General features: G+C 56.6%; 12 protein-coding genes and 3 tRNA genes. All 15 read left to right on the top strand.

What is annotated here, in order from left to right:
- Window positions 1-36: 36 nt before the first annotated feature.
- The 15 genes from IFSED24_RS07005 to IFSED24_RS06935 all read left to right on the top strand — a co-directional run bounded on the left by IFSED24_RS07005 (window position 37) and on the right by IFSED24_RS06935 (window position 18,145).
- A complete protein-coding gene (locus tag IFSED24_RS07005) occupies window positions 37-804 on the top strand; it encodes a tetratricopeptide repeat protein (RefSeq protein ID WP_491334499.1) in 768 nt (255 codons plus the stop codon).
- A 35-nt stretch (window positions 805-839) separates the two neighbouring features.
- The gene (mnmA, locus tag IFSED24_RS07000) at window positions 840-2,009 is read left to right on the top strand and encodes a tRNA 2-thiouridine(34) synthase MnmA (RefSeq protein ID WP_491334498.1); all 1,170 of its coding nucleotides are present in this window, start codon (window positions 840-842) and stop codon (window positions 2,007-2,009) included.
- Window positions 2,009-4,369: an AsmA family protein gene (locus IFSED24_RS06995; protein ID WP_491334497.1), complete on the top strand. Its 2,361-nt coding sequence runs from the start codon at window positions 2,009-2,011 to the stop codon at window positions 4,367-4,369. The genes mnmA and IFSED24_RS06995 overlap by 1 nt, the downstream gene beginning before the upstream one ends.
- Window positions 4,370-4,480: 111 nt before the next feature.
- Window positions 4,481-4,566 (top strand) — tRNA-Ser (locus IFSED24_RS06990).
- 8 nt (window positions 4,567-4,574) lie between these two features.
- Window positions 4,575-4,664 (top strand) — tRNA-Ser (locus IFSED24_RS06985).
- Window positions 4,665-4,682: 18 nt separating this feature from the next.
- Window positions 4,683-4,759, top strand: a tRNA-Arg gene (locus tag IFSED24_RS06980).
- A gap of 286 nt (window positions 4,760-5,045) precedes the next feature.
- Window positions 5,046-7,007: a type I restriction-modification system subunit M gene (locus IFSED24_RS06975; RefSeq protein ID WP_491334496.1), complete on the top strand. Its 1,962-nt coding sequence runs from the start codon at window positions 5,046-5,048 to the stop codon at window positions 7,005-7,007.
- Window positions 7,004-8,317: a restriction endonuclease subunit S gene (locus tag IFSED24_RS06970; protein ID WP_491334495.1), complete on the top strand. Its 1,314-nt coding sequence runs from the start codon at window positions 7,004-7,006 to the stop codon at window positions 8,315-8,317. The genes IFSED24_RS06975 and IFSED24_RS06970 overlap by 4 nt, the downstream gene beginning before the upstream one ends.
- Window positions 8,318-8,357: 40 nt before the next feature.
- A complete protein-coding gene (locus tag IFSED24_RS06965; RefSeq protein WP_491334494.1) occupies window positions 8,358-10,211 on the top strand; it encodes a DUF262 domain-containing protein in 1,854 nt (617 codons plus the stop codon).
- A 31-nt stretch (window positions 10,212-10,242) separates the two neighbouring features.
- A complete protein-coding gene (locus tag IFSED24_RS06960) occupies window positions 10,243-13,329 on the top strand; it encodes a type I restriction endonuclease subunit R (RefSeq protein WP_491334493.1) in 3,087 nt (1,028 codons plus the stop codon).
- A gap of 44 nt (window positions 13,330-13,373) precedes the next feature.
- Window positions 13,374-15,041, top strand: coding sequence for an ATP-binding protein (locus IFSED24_RS06955; protein WP_491334492.1), 1,668 nt, complete (start codon window positions 13,374-13,376; stop codon window positions 15,039-15,041).
- 13 nt (window positions 15,042-15,054) lie between these two features.
- Window positions 15,055-16,221, top strand: coding sequence for an SRA domain-containing endonuclease (locus tag IFSED24_RS06950; protein WP_491334491.1), 1,167 nt, complete (start codon window positions 15,055-15,057; stop codon window positions 16,219-16,221).
- A gap of 190 nt (window positions 16,222-16,411) precedes the next feature.
- Window positions 16,412-16,990: a DUF4145 domain-containing protein gene (locus IFSED24_RS06945; RefSeq protein WP_491334490.1), complete on the top strand. Its 579-nt coding sequence runs from the start codon at window positions 16,412-16,414 to the stop codon at window positions 16,988-16,990.
- A gap of 67 nt (window positions 16,991-17,057) precedes the next feature.
- Window positions 17,058-17,516 carry a winged helix-turn-helix domain-containing protein gene (locus tag IFSED24_RS06940; protein ID WP_491334489.1) on the top strand — a complete coding sequence of 153 codons (459 nt, stop codon included), beginning with the start codon at window positions 17,058-17,060 and terminating at the stop codon, window positions 17,514-17,516.
- A gap of 26 nt (window positions 17,517-17,542) precedes the next feature.
- Window positions 17,543-18,145 (top strand): hypothetical protein, encoded by a 603-nt coding sequence (locus IFSED24_RS06935; protein ID WP_491334488.1) that lies wholly within the window; start codon window positions 17,543-17,545, stop codon window positions 18,143-18,145.
- The last annotated feature ends 240 nt before the right edge of the window (window positions 18,146-18,385 follow it).

Here is an 18,385-nt window from a genome sequence, read left to right as displayed (position 1 = left end):
CACGGATCTCGTGCCACATCGTGAAGTGGAGGACTCATGACCACCGAGCGTCGCCTGACATTGCTGCTGTTGCTGGGTGTGCTGGCCGCCAGCCTGTTGATCTCTGCCTGCAACAAGGACGTCCCGCCCAGCGAGCTCGATCGCTTCATCGCTCGAATCGAGGCGCTGCCCGCCGCGGCCGCCATGGACACCCTGTACCACCTGGCCGCGGGGCCGGTCCCCGCCGCCACCTACGCCAAGTACGAACTGGGCAACATCTACTACGCGCAGGCGGCCGACTCGGCGCAGACACGTGGTTGGAACGACGAACACGCCAAGGCCTTCCTCGACTCGGCCCAGATCTGGTTCGAGGCTGCCGTGGCCGCGGATTCGCAGTTCGTCGAGGCCTATGTCAACCTCGGCGCGCTCTGGGACGACCGGGCCGACATGATGGCCACCAGACGCGAGCGTGAAGCCCGCATCGCCCAGGCCAAGGAGAACTACGAGAAGGCCATCGCCCTGAAGCCCCACGACGAGAAGGCCCGGTGCAACCTGGGCTCGCTCTACAAGCGGCAGAACAACTTCGAGAAGGCCATGCAGGAGTACCTGACGGTGCTCGAATACGACCCCAAGAGCGCGCTGGCCCACTACAATCTGGCCATCCTCTTCGCCACGCAGAAGATCTACCGCGAGGCGATCCGCGAGTTCGAGCTGGCCGTGAAGTACGACCCCAAGGGCGATATCGGCGAACGTTCACGCGACAACATCAAGATCATCGAGGATCTGCAGGAGTCCGAGAAGCCGAAGCCGGACAAGCCCAGCTGACGGCGCGCCGCCAGGGGTGCTCGTATATTGTCGGCATGAGTTTTCCGTTGCCCATCCACGACGAGTTGCGCCGGGCCCTGGAGCCCGGCGCCACCGTGCTGCTCGCGCTCTCGGGCGGGGTCGACAGCGCCCTCAGCCTGGCGGTGCTGCGCGAACTCGGCTGCGACGTGCTCGCGGTCACCTTCAAGAATTTCTGCTATGCCGAGGACAAGGATCCTGGCGAGAAGGCGTGTTGCTCGCTCGACGCCATCGAGGACGCGCGGCGCCTGGCCGACCGCTTCGGCGCCCGCCACTGGGTGCACGACGTGGCCGATTTCTTCCAGGAACGAGTGATCGAGCCCTTCGTGGCCGAGTACGCGGCCGCGCGCACGCCCAACCCCTGCCTGGCCTGCAACAGCAGCGTGCGCTTTCCCGAACTCGTGCGCCTGGCCGACCAGCTCGGCTGTGTCCGGGTGGCCACGGGCCACTACGCGCGGCTGCACCGGGTCGGTGACGGCACGGTCGAGTTGCTGCGCGGGGTCGATGCGGAGAAGGACCAGTCGTACTTCCTGTCGCAGGTGGCGCGGGACATCTGGCCGCGCGTGGTGTTGCCGCTGGGGTGGTCGACGAAGCAGGAGGTGCGCGCCGCCGCGCGCGCGCTGGGGCTGCCCGTGGCCGAGAAGGCCGAGAGCCAGGAGATCTGCTTCGTGCCCGAGGGTGATCGAGGCTTCCTCTTCGCCGGGGGCACGGCGGGGCGGCCCGGGGATATCGTCGACGTGGACGGCACGGTGCTCGGTCGGCATCGCGGGCTGATCCACTACACCGTGGGGCAGCGCCGTGGCCTGGGCGTGGCGTTCCGCGAGCCGCTCTACGTGCTGGCCCTCGATCCCGCGGCGAACCGTCTGGTGGTGGGCACGCACCAGCAGCTGGCGGTGCGGCAGCTGCGCTGCGACCGTTTCTCGGCCGCGGTGGCCGGACTGCCCGACGAAGGCCCGCCCGACCGCCCGGGGCCCTGGATCGCCCGGGTGCGACACCGGCACGGCGGCGTGGCGGTGGCGGGCTGGCGACGTCGGGGCGACCGGATGGACGTGGACCTGGCCGAGCCCGTCTATGGCGCGGCGCCGGGCCAGGGATTGACACTGTACGAAGGCGAACGGGTTCTGGGCAGCGGCCGCTTGCTGGCCGCGACCGGCGAGGATTTCGGCCAACCGCGAGGAGGCGACTGATGGTACGGCGACGTGGACGGGTGGTGCTGGGAATCCTGGGCGGCCTGGTGGCGTTGCTGGTGGTGGCGGTGATCGCGCTGCCGCTGCTGGTGCCCCGGGAGAAGCTGCGCTCGCTGGCCGAGGACCAGCTGCGGACCGCCACGGGCGGCGAGGTTTCGCTGGGAGCGCTCACACTGCGCGTGCTGCCGCGGCTGCGCCTGGTCCTGGGGGCGAGCACCCTGGCCGTGTCGGGCGACGGCCTGCGCGGGGCGGGGCAGGATCCCGGCCCCCTGCAGACGGCGGAGATGTCGCTGGAGCGCCTGGAGGTGGATCTGGGGCTCTGGCCGCTGCTGCGCAAGCAGCTCGAATTCGGCGAGGTGCGCCTGATCAAGCCCCGCGTCGACCTGCTGACCGCGCCGCTGGAGGCGCCGCCGGCGGAAGACGGTGACAGCGCCGGCGGTGGTCCGCCAGCACCGGCCGCGGTGCCCGCGTTCAGCCTGGCGCTGGCCGCGGTGGAGATCCAGGACGGCGAGATGGTTTGGCGCGAGGCCGGGACCGGCCGCGGGGTCACGGTCCGCGGCTGGGACCAGGGCCTCACGGCGCCCGAACTGGGGGTGTTCTTCACGCGTCTGCAGCGCCTGGGCGGCGCCGACCTGCCGGCCGACGCGATGGCGGGTCCGGTGGCGCTGGGCCTGGAATCCCGGGTCGCGACCCTGGAGCTGGCCGGGTTCGGCGAGACGCCGCTGCCGCCGCTGACCGACCTCCGCCTGGTGGCCAGGCTGGTCCTGCCGGCCACGGCCACCACGCTCGAATTCACCGTGGACGAACTGTCCCTGCCCGACTGGCAGGCCACCGCCCACGGGACCGGCTCGCCCGCGCAGGTCGTGCTCGACCAGCTCGTCATCAGCGGCGGCGAGGCCGTCCATCTCGCCGGCTCCAGCCGCTTCACCCCGCCGCCGGCCAGCGGTCCGTTCCAGGCCAACCTCGAGGGCGAGGTCGATCTGGCGCGGTTGCCGGCGCTGTTCGAGCCGTGGCTGCCGCCGGCACCGGCGGACGCGCCGGCGCCTCCCGAGGTGACCGGCACCGTGAACCTGAGCGCCGCCATCGATCTGCCCCGGCCGCCCGACCTGGCCGATCCCGTGGCCTGGCAGCAAGCCTGGGCCGGCAAGGGTCTGGGCGGCAAGGCGACGCTGACCGCCAGGAGCGGTCCGGTGACCGTGACTGCGCCGCAGCTGGGACCGCCGCTGGTGATCGGCGGCCTGACGCTGACCGCGGATCTGCACCGCGCCGGCGCCGTCACCCGCCTCGAGGCCACCAAGATCGAACACCCCGGGCTGCGCGGCGACGCAGCGGCGGAACTGGTGCCGGCGGGCGAAGATCAGGCCATCCAGGCCACGCTGAGCCTGCCCCTGATCGACCTCGACGCCCTGGCGGCCCTGGCCCAGCAGGCCCAGGCCGCCCAGCAGCAGGCACGGGCCGGCTTCGCGCTGGTGCGCGCCGCCTGGGCCGACGAGCCTGGCCAGGTGGCCCCCGGCGAGCTGATCCCCGAGGACCTGAAGGTCGATCTCGCCGCCACCGTCGCGACCCTGCGCTTCCTGAAGACGCCCTACACCCAGGTCGAACTGAAGGGGACCCTGCGCCGGAAGGTCATCGACGTGCCCCGGCTCTCGGCGCACCTCGGCACCGGCCGCCTCAGCGGCCAGGCCCGGGTGGACTATGCCGCCGATCCCGGCGGCCGGGCGGCCTGGGACGTGAAGATCCAGGATGCCCCGGCCGAGGCCATCCTGCGTCCCTACTCGCCGTTCCTGGCCGACATCTGGACCGGCGCCCTGGGCGCCACGGCCAAGGGGTCGTGCGACCTGGCCGATCCCGAGGCCATCCGCGGCTCGCTCGACCTGGAAGGCGTCCTCTCGGGCACCGACGGCCGCATCGATCTGCGCGAGTCGCTGGCGGAGGTCGCCAAGTACCTCGGCAAGCGCCAGGACCTGCTGCGGGTGACCTACAGCGCCGCCCGGCAGCAATTCCGGGTCCGCGACGGCAAGGTGCTGGTGGAGGGCCTGCGCGTGGACGGCCATGACACCGACTGGACCGGCGCCGGCTGGATCGGCCTCGACGGGACCCTGGACATGGCGCTCAACGTGCGCCTGCCGGCGGGCTACACCCCCGATCTGGGGGACATGAGCTTCCTGGCCGACGCGCTGCGCGATGAGGAGGGCCGCATCGGACTCGACTTCTCGCTCACCGGCGAGACCACCCGGCCCACCGTGGCCCTGAACCTCGATCCGGCGGCGCTGATGAAGTCCGACGCGGTGCAGGACAAGGTGGAGGAGGAGGTCAAGAAAGGGTTGGGTGGGCTCCTTGACAGACTCAAGGGCAAGTAGTATCGTGCCGGTTCGCCGTGAGAGGACGGGCGTTTCTCGCCGTGCTTCAATCGGCCCTAGGATAGTGATCTTCCCGGCTGGGCGGGTCAGGCAAGGCCCGGGGAACATCCCGGAGGGCTAGCCTAACTGGTAAGGCAGCGGTCTTGAAAACCGCCGGGTGAGAGCCCTTGGGGGTTCGAGTCCCCCGCCCTCCGCCAAGATCTCTGGAGAGGTGGCCGAGTGGCTGAAGGCGCACGCCTGCTAAGCGTGTGTGGGGTTAAACTCACCGAGGGTTCGAATCCCTCCCTCTCCGCCAGATACAACGCAATACGGTGCGCCCATAGCTCAACTGGATAGAGCACCTGACTACGGATCAGGAGGTTGGGGGTTCGAATCCTCCTGGGCGTACCACCTAAATCGCGACAGGACAACGGCTTGGCGGATTTGCTGAGCCGTTGTTCTTTTTTGTATGTGCGCTGGTATACCTCTGGGATACTTTTCGGAGCAAAGTAGAGCAAACCAAAGCAGCAGAAGATCCTGGCTACATCCTGTGCTTATCCGCCTATAAACCCTCCCGCAAAGCTCCTTCCCAAAAAAAACCTCCTGCGATACAATCCAAAATCTCCATGGGGGAGCGGGCAGCGTTATAAGTTGCTGCCAATAAGCGCATTAGTTCCATCTTCTTTCGAGGACGCCAATGACCAATCACAGCCAAATCGTCAGCTTCATCTGGTCAATCGCTGAGATCCTCCGAGGCAACTACAAGCAGTCTGAATACGGGAGGGTCGTGCTGCCCTTCACCGTCCTTCGCCGCCTCGACTGCGTTCTCGCCCCGACCAAGGATGCCGTTCTCAAGCAACTCAAGGAACTCCCCAAGAATGTGGACGACACCATGCGGGAGACGATGCTGAACATGGCGTCGGGGCACAGCTTCCACAACACCAGCAAGTTCACCTTCGAAAAGCTCCTCGACGACCCCGAGAACATCGCCGCGAATCTCCAAAATCTGATCAACTGCTTCTCGGACGATGCCCGCGAGATTTTCATCGACCGCTTCAAGTTTGCCGACCAGATCACCCGTCTGGACAAGGACAACCTGCTCTACATGGTGGTTCAGCGGTTCGCGCAGGCGGATCTCCACCCCGATAGAGTGTCCAATATCCAGATGGGCTACATCTTCGAAGAACTAATCCGCAGGTTTTCTGAGCAGTCCAACGAGACTGCTGGTGAGCATTTCACGCCACGCGAAGTCATCCGCCTGATGGTCAACCTGTTGTTCCTTGAGGACGCGGATGTGCTGACCAAGAAGGGGATCATTCGAAAACTCTATGACCCTGCGTGCGGCACGGGAGGAATGCTGTCTGTCGCTGAGGACTATCTGAGAGAACTCAATCCAGACGCAAAGCTGGTCGCTTTCGGGCAAGAGCTCAACGATGAGTCATACGCAACTTGCAAGAGCGATATGATGATCAAGGGGCAGGAAGCCAGAAATATCCATGCTGGAAATAGCTTCACTCAGGATGGAGTGCCGAACGAGCGGTTCGACTACATGCTCTCCAATCCGCCTTTTGGGGTTGAGTGGAAGAAAGTCCAAGACTTCATCACGGACGAACACCAGAGCCAAGGCTACAAAGGTCGGTTTGGGGCTGGTCTTCCAAGGGTCAGCGATGGCTCCCTGCTTTTCGTCCAACACATGATCTCGAAGTTCAATCGAGACGGAAGCACCTCGCGTCTGGCTGTGGTGTTGAACGGCTCACCTCTGTTCACGGGAAGTGCTGGAAGTGGCGAGTCTGAGATTCGCAGGTGGATCATCGAGAACGACTGGCTTGAGGCAATCGTGGCTCTGCCGACCGACATGTTCTACAACACGGGCATCGCGACCTACATCTGGATCATCACCAACCAGAAGACCCACCAGCGCAAGGGCAAGATCCAGTTGATCGATGGCACTGCGTTCCACAGCCCGATGAGAAAGAGTTTGGGCAGCAAGAGGAAGTATCTCTCCGACGATCAGATCGCTGAGATCACGAGGCTGTTTGGGGAGTTTGAAGAGAACGAGAAGTCGAAGATTTTCGACAACGCGGATTTCGGGTTCAACAGGATCACGGTGGAGCGACCGCTCAAGCTAAACTTCCAGACGAGTCCAGAGCGGATCGAAGTGCTGAGGCAGACGAAGGCATTCGCCAAGCTCAAGGAGAAAGCTCAGGCTGAGATCATCGAGGCGCTTGGATCGCTGGATGCTGGCAAGGTCTACAAGAGCCGTGATGAGTTTTTGAAGGCTCTCAAAAAGGCGTTCAAGAGTGCTGGGGTGGAGGTCAAGACTCCCCTTCTGAAAGTGATCTGGAATGCCCTCAGTGAGCGGGACGATGAGGCTGAGATCTGTGCTGACAAGAAGGGCAATCCCGAACCCGACACAGATCTCCGCGACAACGAGAACATCCCGTTGAAGGAAGACATCGAGGAATACTTCCAGCGGGAAGTGATCCCGCATGTGCCCGATGCTTGGATCGATCACGACAAGACCAAAGTCGGCTATGAGATCCCGTTTAATCGTCACTTCTACAAGTATGTGCCGCCAAGGTCGCTTGAGGAGATTGATGCGGATCTGGCTGAGGTGAGTGCGGAGATCATGCGGTTGCTTGGCGAGGTGAAGGGATGAGCTACCCTTCCTATCCAATCCAGAGGCAAGTTGACCAACTCTGTCTGGAAGAACTTCCGTCCGATTGGTTCTTCAAGAAGCTCAAGTTTCTTGCTGATGTTCAGCCAAGCAATGTGGACAAAAAATCACATGATGACGAAGAGCCTATTTCGCTCTGCAACTACACAGATGTCTACTATAACGACGAAATCACGCTGGATATCGACTTCATGAGAGCGACTGCTTCGAAAGAGCAGATCCATAAGTTCAGGCTGAAAAGAGGCGTCACGATCATCACGAAAGACTCAGAGGATCGAAACGATATCGCCGTTCCCGCCTATGTCCCTGAAACTCTCCCCGATGTAGTTTGTGGCTATCACTTGGCTCTTCTTCGTCCAAAGCGTGAGATCGTCGGCGCGTTCCTAAAACGAGTGATGGACTCAAAGTATGCCCGAAGCGAGTTCTCTACCCGTGCTAATGGTCTGACGCGGTATGGACTTGGCACTTATGCGTTGAAAAACTTCTTGGTGCCTCTCCCCAGCCTCGGCGAACAAACCACCATCGCCAACTTCCTCGACCGCGAGACCGCCAAGATCGACACCCTGATCGACAAGCAGGAGCAGTTGATCAAACTGCTTGAGGAAAAGCGGCAGGCAGTGATTTCCCATGCCGTGACCAAGGGGCTGAATCCTGATGTGCGGATGAAGGATAGTGGGGTTGAGTGGCTGGGGGAGGTGCCTGAGCATTGGGTTGAATCAAAGTTCCGTTGGCTCTATCGATTCGCAAAGCGGCAGGATTATCCCGATCTCCAAGTCCTGTCCGTTTATCGAGATCACGGGGTTGTCGTCAAGTCGGAGCGCGACGATAACGCGAATAAGACACCAGAAGATGTCACATCCTATCAGCTAGTCGAGGTTGGAGATTTAGTTGTAAATAAAATGAAAGCGTGGCAAGGGTCGTTAGGGGTGTCGTCCTATCGCGGGATAACAAGCCCCGATTACATGGTGTTTGTTCCGACTCATGTAGGATCGGACGACTTTATCCATCACATGCTTCGCGCTAAGCACATGACGGGCGTTTATCGTAGCATTTCAAACGGTATCCGCCCCAGTCAGTGGAGGATTGAGCCAGAGAAGTTGAATAAGCTTCGAATATACTTACCGCCCCTAGATGAGCAGAAAAAGATAGCTGGTGCAATCAAGCGCGAAGCTACGCGCCTCAATGACCTGATTGAAAGGTCAAATCGCGCTATTTTGCTGCTGCGGGAACGCCGCACCGCCCTAATCTCCGCAGCTGTCACTGGGAAGATCGATGTTCGTGAAGCTGTCTAGAATGGTGTTTGTGATCCAGTCGAGAGCTTGAGGGGAAGCAATGGCAACGAAGGTCGAATACAAGATCGAAGCTCACGATCGGACGATCCATGATGTCCTCAACGAGCGGAAGTATTCCGTTGACTACTTTCAGCGTGAATACAACTGGGGGACGAAGCACATCGAGCAGCTTGTCACGGATCTGACATCTGCCTTCTGGTCTGAATACTCAGAGGGCGATCCGAGGAAAGCGGTTCAGGGCTACAACAACTACTACCTCGGACCGTTTGTCGTCAGTGAGAAGAACGGATCCCGAAGCATCATTGATGGACAGCAGCGTCTAACCTCGATCACGCTACTTCTGATTTATCTCAATAACCTACAGAAAGAATCAGAGCAAAAAGAGAACATCGAGCCGATGATTTTCTCTGAGAAATACGGTGAGAAGAGCTTCAACTTGCAGGTCGATGAGCGGATTCCTTGCCTCGAAGCTCTTTTTGGTTCTGGGGAGTATTCTGCGAACGACCACGATGATGCATCAGTGGTCAATATGGCGTCTCGCTATCAGGACATCGTCCAGTCATTTCCTGACGAGATCAAAGGCGATGTTCTCCCGCATTTTCTGGATTGGCTGAGACACAATGTCGTGCTTGTCGAGATCATCGCGTATTCGGACGACAACGCCTACACGATCTTCGAGACGATGAACGATCGTGGCTTGAACCTGACTCCAACCGAGATGCTCAAAGGCTACATCTTGTCCCGCTTCGACGATCCCAAGAAGCGAGAGCGGGCAAACGGATCTTGGCGAGAAGCAGTCCAGAAACTCCAGTCCTATGAAAAAGACGAAGATCAGCGGTTCTTTCAGGCGTGGCTCAGGGGTCAGTATGCCGAGACGATTCGAGCAACCAAAGCGGGTTCAAAGAACGAGGATTTTGAGAAGATCGGCACCCGTTTCCATAGTTGGTTTCGCGACAGTCTACCGCTGATGGGATTGAATGGGGAATCCTCGGAAGACTTCGAAGAGTTGATTGGGAAAAGGTTCGCGTTCTATCTGAGGGCATACCTCCTGATCCTTGAGGCTGAACAGCACCTCACCGAAGGACTGGAGCATATCTTCTACATCCACAAGTGGGGGATCGCCTCGTCCTTGAGCTATCCGCTACTTATTGCCCCTTTGCGGCTTGATGATGACGATGCCACGGTGAAGGCGAAGCTGAATCTGGTGGCTCGCTACATCGAGACTTTTGCGGTTCGTCGCTCGGTGAACTTCCGTCGATTCGCTTCGAGTTCCATCAGGTATACGATGTATACCCTCGTCAAAGAGATCCGAGGCAAAGGACTCGACGAACTACGAGCAATCCTCGTCGGAAAACTCGTCGAAATGGAAGAGCGGTTCGACGCGGTTGATAGCTTCCGCTTGCACGGACAGAACAAGCGGTTTGTCCGATTTCTACTTGCACGGATAACCGCGTTTATCGAGCAGCAGTCGGGGGAGAACAAGTCTTTCGCGACCTACTACCCGACCAATAAGGCTAAACCGTTCGAAGTTGAACACATCTGGGCGGATAAGTTTGCTGAGCACAAAGACGAGTTTAGCCACGAAGCAGAGTTCAAGGAGTGGCGCGATCGACTCGGTGATCTCGTTCTGCTCCCAAGGGGTGTCAATCAGTCCTTTGGCTCAAAACCCTACAAGCAGAAACTCAAGCACTATGTGAAGCGCAACCTGCTCGTTCAGTCTCTGTGCGAGGTCGCTTACGAGAACAACCCGTCGTTCAAAAAGATGTGCGAGGATTACGGCTTGCCGTTCCGACCGCACTCCGATTTCAAAAAGGTGGACATAGAAGAGCGGCAGTCGCTCTACCGAAGACTGTGCGAGATCATCTGGAACGAGGGTCTTGAAGGCGAGTCATAGACACGGTTGCTGAGGAAGGAAGCCACTTCCCGTGAGCGATACAAGCAAGATCACCTCAGAGCGAGCGTTTGAATCCGCCATCGAGGCGTGGCTCATCGAACATTCGGGCTACACCACAGCTACGAACGATCAGTTCGACGCTGAACTCGGTCTGGACAAGTCCACCCTGCTTGAGTTCATCAAAGACACGCAGGAAGAGACTTGGACGAAGCTCTCTGCCAGCTACGGAGCAAGTGTTGAAGAAGCGGTGGTCAAGCGCATCGCCAGCGAGTGCGACAAGCGGGGCTTGCTGGATGTCGTCCGCAATGGGGTAAAAGACCGAGGGCAACTGATCAGGCTCGCCTACTTCCGCCCACCGACTTCCCTGAATCCTGAGACGGAAGCTCTCTACGCCAAGAATCGCCTCACGGTGATGCGGCAGGTCTACTACGACCCCGACAGCAAGAACTCCATCGACATGCTGCTGTCCCTGAACGGACTGCCCATCGCTACGGTTGAGTTGAAGAATGCGATGACGGGGCAGACGGTGTTCCATGCGATCAATCAATATAAGAAGGATCGCGTGCCGACCGAGAAAACTAAGCTGATCCAATACAAGAAGCGTGCGTTGGTTCACTTTGCGGTAGACACCGATGAAGTCTATATGGCGACCCGCCTGTTGGGAAAAAGCTCCTTCTTCCTACCCTTCAACACTGGCTGCAATGGGGGCAAGGGGAACCCAGACCAACACAGCTATGCCACTGGCTACAAGACAGGCTATTTGTGGGAGCAGGTCTGGGAACGGGACTCTTGGTTGGACATCATCCACCGCTTCATCCACGTCCAAGTAGAAGAGAACAGAGATCCCGCGACGGGCAAAAAGACCAAGAAGGAAAAGCTGATCTTTCCTCGCTATCACCAGCTTGTCGCGACCCGCAAGATGCTGGCAGCAACCAGAGCGAGTGGGGTGGGTAGCAACTACCTCATCCAGCACAGTGCTGGGTCAGGAAAGACGAACACGATTTCGTGGACTGCCCACCAACTTGCCAGCCTTCACGACGACCAAGACCAGCCCATCTACAGCACTGTGGTCGTGGTGTCTGATCGTCGGAATCTCGATAAGCAACTCCAAGACAACATCTACAGCATGGATCACAAGGAAGGGGTCGTTGCGAAGATCGACGAGGACAAGCATTCCTCCGATCTGGCGGATGAACTGAACAAGGGAACGAAGATCATCATCACGACCCTCCAGAAGTTCTCCTTCCTGATGGGCAAGGTGAAGGATCTGTCTGAGAAGCGTTTTGCCGTGATCGTAGACGAGGCGCACAGCAGTCAGAGTGGTAGGAGTGCGGGCAATCTTCGCGGCGTTTTGGGGGGCGCTCAGGGCGTTTCTGAGGAAGAACTATTGGCTGAGGCAGAAAAGCTCCAAGCACAGGAGCCTGAGCCGATGGACATGGAAGATCTCATCCTACAGGAAGCCAAGAGTCGAGGTCGTCAGCCAAACCTCAGCTTCTACGCCTTCACGGCAACACCGAAAGCAAAGACGCTTGAACTGTTCGGTGTGATGGGGGCAGACGGCAAGCCCTATCCCTTCCACCTGTATTCCATGCGGCAGGCAATCGAGGAAGGCTTCATCCTCGATGTCCTCAAGTTCTACACGACCTACAAGACCTACTACAAGCTGTCGAAGGCGATCGAGGAAGACCCTGAGGTCGATGAGAAGAAGGCGAAAAAGGCTATCGCCCGTTTTATGAGCCTTCATCCCCACAGCATTGCCCAAAAAACCGAGATCATGGTCGAGCATTTCCGCAAGACCACCAGCAAGAAGATTGGTGGTCGAGCGAAAGCAATGGTCGTCACGCGCTCTCGACTTCATGCGGTTCGCTACAAGCAGGCGTTCGACAAATACATCACAGAGCAGGGCTACACTGATCTCAAAACGCTGGTGGCTTTTTCGGGGACTGTGGACGATTCCGATATGCCCGACACCAGCTACACCGAAGTCAGCATGAACAGCATGAGCGAGAAGGAACTACCCAGCAGGTTCGCCTCGCCTGAGTTCCACATCCTGATCGTGGCTGAAAAATACCAGACAGGCTTCGACCAGCCCTTGCTCCACACGATGTTCGTGGACAAGCCGCTAACGGGGCTGAAAGCTGTCCAGACCCTATCTCGTCTAAATCGGACGATGAAGGGGAAGACAGATACTTTCATCTTGGATTTCGCCAATGAAGCGCCAGAGATTCGCGAGGCTTTCAAGCCATACTTCGAGCAGACCGAGATTGAAGAACCGACTGACCACAACCATGTCTACGAGCTTGAGCGGAAGCTAAGGCAGAGTCCAGTGCTGCGGGCGCAGGAAATCGATGAGTTTGCGAGGGTCTATTTCAAGCGGCATAGGGATCAGAAGAAGCAGGATCACGGGCTGCTGAACAAGTGGATTGATCCAGCGGTTGAGAGATTCAAGCAGGAATTTCGCGATCCAACTGCCCCTGCTGGTGACGAGGTCTACACGGACGAAGGCGAGGAGTTCAAGAGCCTGCTCAAGAGCTTCGTGCGGTTCTATGGATTCCTCAGCCAGATAATCGACTGGCAGGATGTGGAGTTGGAAAAGCTCTACGCCTATGCGCGGTATCTGGACAAGAAGTTGCCTCGTCAGGACGGAACGCCGCCTCTGGATCTCCAAGATGAGGTTGAGCTAAACAGCTACCGCAATGAGAAGACCTTCGAAGGTAGTGCTGCTTTGACTCAGGGGGAGACGGAGACTGTCCGTCCTGCGACTGATGTGGGGACTGGAGTTGTTCGCGACAAATTCACCGCGCTATCGGAGATCATCGAGATCATCAACGAACGATTTGGCACCGACTGGACACCAGAAGACCGATTGTTCCTCGATCAGATTTCTGGTGACATGGTTGCGGATGAGACGCTTGCGAGCCAAGCACGGGCAAACACCAAGGAGCAGTTCAAAGAGGTGTTTGAGCCTGAGGTGATGAAAGCGTTCGTCACGCGTCGAGGTCGGAACGAGAAAATCGTCAGCGACTTCATGTCCAACGCGGATATGCGTGCTGTGATCATTGGGGCGCTGCTGGAGGATGTCTATCGGCAGGCGCGGCATGGGGGGACTTCTGCCTAAGGAACTGTTGCCGCCCGACCGCTGTGATTGAAAGAGGGAATGGTATGAGCAGTGCGCGATCTTCACATGGTGATAAGGAGCGCGAAGCCGTTTGTAGTTTCCTCGGGAGGATTGCGGACACCTCTGAGGCGATAGAAAAAACGCTGATTCTAGATGTCTCGGAGCATAAATGCTTCGGGTGCTTTTCGACCGACAAGAGATTGAGCACCGTCTCCACTTTATCCCAGATACCTATCGAAGCTAAATACGATCTCGTACTCGGTGATCTGCCGATTGGATTACGATCACGAACCCTCACATCGCGCCAGACCGATGAGTCATTCAGTGTTCTAGAGAACTGGCTATATGTCGAGCAAGCAGTTGAGCATTTGAGTGATGCGGGACTCGGATTTTTCATTCTTGAGCCGAACTTCGTCTGGTATGAAAAATCTCGGCGCTTTAGAGAGGAGCTAGCAGGCAGAGGCTTCGATGTACGAGCGATTATTCGTTTGCCTGAGAATATATTTGCCCCAGCTACTAGTATTCGCCCGTTATTGATCTGTTTTTCGCGACGTAAGTCCGATGTCGTTTTTGTTGGTGAGTTGGACGCGGGTCAAGATAGTACGGATTTAGCGGATTACTTTTTGAGCTCCACTGACTCACGGGAGATGTCTAGGGGGTTGTTGGTAGATCTCAAAGAGTTTGAGGGATTTGATCAGTTTCACGTGGCACGCCAGATCGACGCGCTCGAAACACAGTTCAAGAGCTACAAGACGATTGTACTGGGTGATATTGCAGAGGCGATCAATGTAGTTACTGGAGAGAGCCAGTTTCAAGATATCGATAACTGTATCTATATCCCGAAAATCGGTACCTCGGGCGTCGTCGCTTCTATCGATGACCTAAAGATAAAGCCACACAACTATTTTCAAGTCGTGTTGGGCTCAGATGTGCGTGCCGAGTACTTGGTGTCGTATTTTTCGTCACCGCTCGGGCGCCTAGTATTGGATTCGGTGTTGTCTACCTCGTTCATCCCAAAGAGAAACAAGTCCTCAATAGTCCACGCCGAGATCGCGGTGCCGAGCAAAGAGGTGCAGGACTCAATCGTTGCTATCCGCAGGAAGTTGTTTGAATTGAAAACAGAGTTGGACAGGTTGGAGTCGGAGTTGTCGCTAAATCCAACCAGCTCGGAGGAGAAGTTAGGTCGTCTAGATGCAATGCTGGATGCGGTCGGAGCCCTATCTCACGCAGATATGGTGCGGGCGCGAATACGCATGGGTGAATCGAAAACGACAGAGTTCAAGGAGACCTACTGCATTGATGTACGCAAACAAACTAAGGAATCGTATATCGAGCAGATGGTTTTGAAGACGCTAGTTGCCTTCTTGAACTCTGACGGTGGAGTTCTTCTTGTTGGAGTTTCAGATGCTGGAAAAGTCGTTGGTCTACAGCGGGACATAGATGTCTTCGCCAAGAGCCAAGATCGCCTACTCCTGCACATCAAGAACCGTGTCAAGGAACGTATAGGAGAGCAGTTTTACGATTACATAGACTACAAGCTCGTGGGTGTGGATTCGGTGATGATTCTCTGGGTCGAATGCCTTCGTTCGCCAGAGCCTTGTTTTCTGGATGGCAAGGACTTCTACATCCGTACCAATCCAGCAACGGACAAGTTGGAGGGCAAGAAGGTATTAGACTACATCACGCACCATTTCGAGAGCCGTCGGCACTAGGTAGGGATCCGCAATGACGAGATTGCTTCAACAGCTATCAGACCTTCCCCTGCAAGCTGTCTTAGACGCTCTCAGCGAGTACGCGAACCTCGGTGAGGACGCCTTCCTCAAGAGATACCATCCCTACAAGCCAGCCACTGTTCACTTCGGCTACTATGGCGATCTACGATTCCCCCCGCGCGCGATTTTGTCTGCCGCCTATTCCCAAGTTCACGGGCGTATTCCAGAGCCAGACGAGGGAATCAGGCAACTCTCGGCTGAGCAGTTGGTCCAGATATACGCCCAGCACGGAATCGAAGTGCGTGCGGAGTTGCTGAGGATTGGAGATCTCGTTGCTGGTCACCGATACAAGCGGGCAGATATTCAAGACCGTTTCGGTGGACCGCGGCAAAGTGGGATCTCGCCATCCAGAAAGGGTCCGTGGGTGTTTCTGTTCTCGGGTCCAAGCGGAGAGTCCTACGGCTACCACGATGGCTGGGAGGGGGACCATTTCGTCTTTAGTGGCGAGGGGCAAGAGGGTAACCAAGAGTTCACGCGGGGAAACAAGAGGATCCGTGACCACATCGAGGATGGGAACGAACTTCTTCTGTTCGTCAAAGGCGCGAAGAACGCTCCTTTCACCTTCGAAGGGTCGATGGTCTGCGACGGTTGGGAGATCTCGCGGGGGAAAGACGCCAAAGGCAACCCCCGCGATTTGATTCGATTCTATCTCGCCCGTGAGGCTGGGGGATTGCGAGTCGTAGAAGGCGATTCGGGTGAAGCGACGAGTCCAAGTGGGGAATCTGGACAAGGGTATATCCAGTCATTAGAGGAGAGGAAGGCGATCGAGGTATACGCGGAAGACGCAGCCGTCGCCTTCTACGAGTCTCAAGGCTGGTCAGTCACGCGAGTGGGCAAGCCCTATGACCTCCACTGCGAGAGAGATGGTGAAATTCTCTATGTCGAGGTGAAGGGAACGAAGGGTGGCGACTCGCAAGTCCAACTCACCGCGGGAGAGGTTGCCCACCAGCGAAATGTCTTCCCTAACAATGCTCTCTACATCGTCTATGGGATCGAGATCCAAAAGGTAGACGGGCAGCTGGTTGGGGTTGGTGGGCAGGATCGTGAAATCCGACCCTGGGAGATTGGTGAGGACGACTTAGAAGCAACGGCATTCCGATATTCGGTGCCGCAGGTGTAAGCGTGTCATTGCCAGAAGGGATCGGATTGACTGATTGGATCTATTTACCAATCTATGCTAAGAAGTTTCTTTCAGGGGGTAGACCGTGATTTTTCCTTGGACATGTCCTTTTTGTGGTAGAGACGCAACGATTGGAGAGCATAATTTTGAGCGCAGCGTTTCTAATTTCGACATGAATAACATATATGGCATGCAGAGAATAGTCGTAGTTGCGATTGTGTGTCCAAACCAGAATTGTAGAAGATTTCAAATAAAGGTCAGTCGCGAACAGAATTTCGGCATCAGTGGGGAAGATAAGTTCAAGCTCGTCGAAAAATGGCAACTTGTGCCCGAATCAAACGCAAGGGTATTCCCAGAATATGTGCCGAAACCAATAAGAGACGATTATAGAGAAGCATGTTTGATAAAGGACAAATCGCCAAAGGCATCGGCGACACTATCGAGACGATGCTTGCAGGGGATGATTAGAGATTTTTGGAATGTGAGAAAAGACAATCTCGCCGCCGAGGTCAAAGCATTAGAAGAACTGATTGATCCTATAGTCTGGGAGGCTATTGATTCAGTAAGAAGAATAGGAAACATTGGGGCGCACATGGAGAAAGATATTAGTTATATTATTGATGTAGATCCAGATGAGGCAGACCTACTAATCGGTTTGATAGAAAATCTAATCGACGAGTGGTATGTTGCACGGCACACGCGAGAAAGTAGAATGAAAAAAATCAAACAAGTAGCCGACGAGAAGAAGCGGGGAGATCCATCAGCGTGACGACTACTCAATACGGTTCATGATTAGTGTTCCGAGTGAGTCTTCCTCATTCAAGGAGCTATACGCTATGCCTGCCAAGAAGATAACTGACCCCCAGCAACAAATGCTCAACTTCCTGATGGAAAAGACTGGAATGTCCGAAGCTGATGTCCAGAATGAGATCTACAAAGACCGCATCATCGATCTGGCTGCCAAGGGACATACCATCGGGAAGATGGTGGACATTGCCAACGAAGAGGGTTGGCTCGATGTGCTTTACAAAACCAAGTTCGTCGATGCGATGCCTGTGAAGCGTCCTATGGCTCGTAGGTCGTCCAGTGGTCGTCTGACCAAGCAAGAGGTCGAAGACCTCAGAGACGCGATTCTGGGCTTTCTCAAGAAGAACCCGAAGAGCAAGAAGGCTGAGATTGCCCAAGCTGTCGGCTATGACCCCGCCAAGATCACGCCCCAGTTGACCAAGTTGAAGGATGAGGGGTTGATCAAGACGGAGGGGGCGAGGGTCAATATGGTGTATCGGTTGACTTGATGGCTTAGTGTTCCGAGGTGATTTCGATGTCGACGAGAAATAAGACGATTATTGCCGCACTGTGCCTGTTGATTGTTGTTTTTACTTCACCAGCGTTTGGAGATCCGAGTGCTGAGGTAAGGGAGTTGATGACCCAGAATATTTCAGTGTTTGATGTATTGTTGTGGAGGATTGAGGACAAGCTTTCGACTGGTATAAAGGCATTCTATTTTGGTGACGACCGCTCTTTGCCACAACAGTTGATTGAGATTAGATGTCCAACTTGTGACGCTGCCGATATAGCGTTACTTGAATCCGCGCAGGGGACATTTAGGGAGTTGGACTATGACTGGGATGACAATATTATTAGGGTATACTTCGGTGTGGGCTTCGATGTCAATTCTTCTGAGTTCAACGAGGATATCATCGAGGCGATCTGCTTCATGTTCGATATGTCCGTATCTGGCACAATAACAGGAATACGAATAAAGAACGGCTATCAGTCATCAGGTTTTGAGGAGGAAGAGCTCAAGTCGCATTTAGCTGGTCGCGTAGAAGTGCGAGTCGATGTCTTGACAAATGACCATAGGTATCACGCCGTCTACGATCACAATGACAGATATACCATCGATAAGTATAGCAGGAAGTGAATCTGCGGCGTGGTTCCCAGCCTGCAACCTGTGGTTCTGTTCTTGCTTTACGGGTGACTTCAAAGGCGCAATCATTGGGAATCAGTCTTGCCCCGTCAGAGAATTCCTTTTCTGACCCGACTACTCCTTAGCCATTTAGCTCTCCTCGCATACTTCTAACCCTCTGCTCCCGTCTCGCCTCCCTGTTCTCAGCCGAGTTGTATCCCTTCAATTCTGGTATATACTCCTTGATGAACTGCT

It is taken from the genome of Candidatus Latescibacter sp. IFSED24 (genome assembly GCF_058273205.1).
This window is presented reverse-complemented; position numbering and strand designations above follow the sequence as displayed.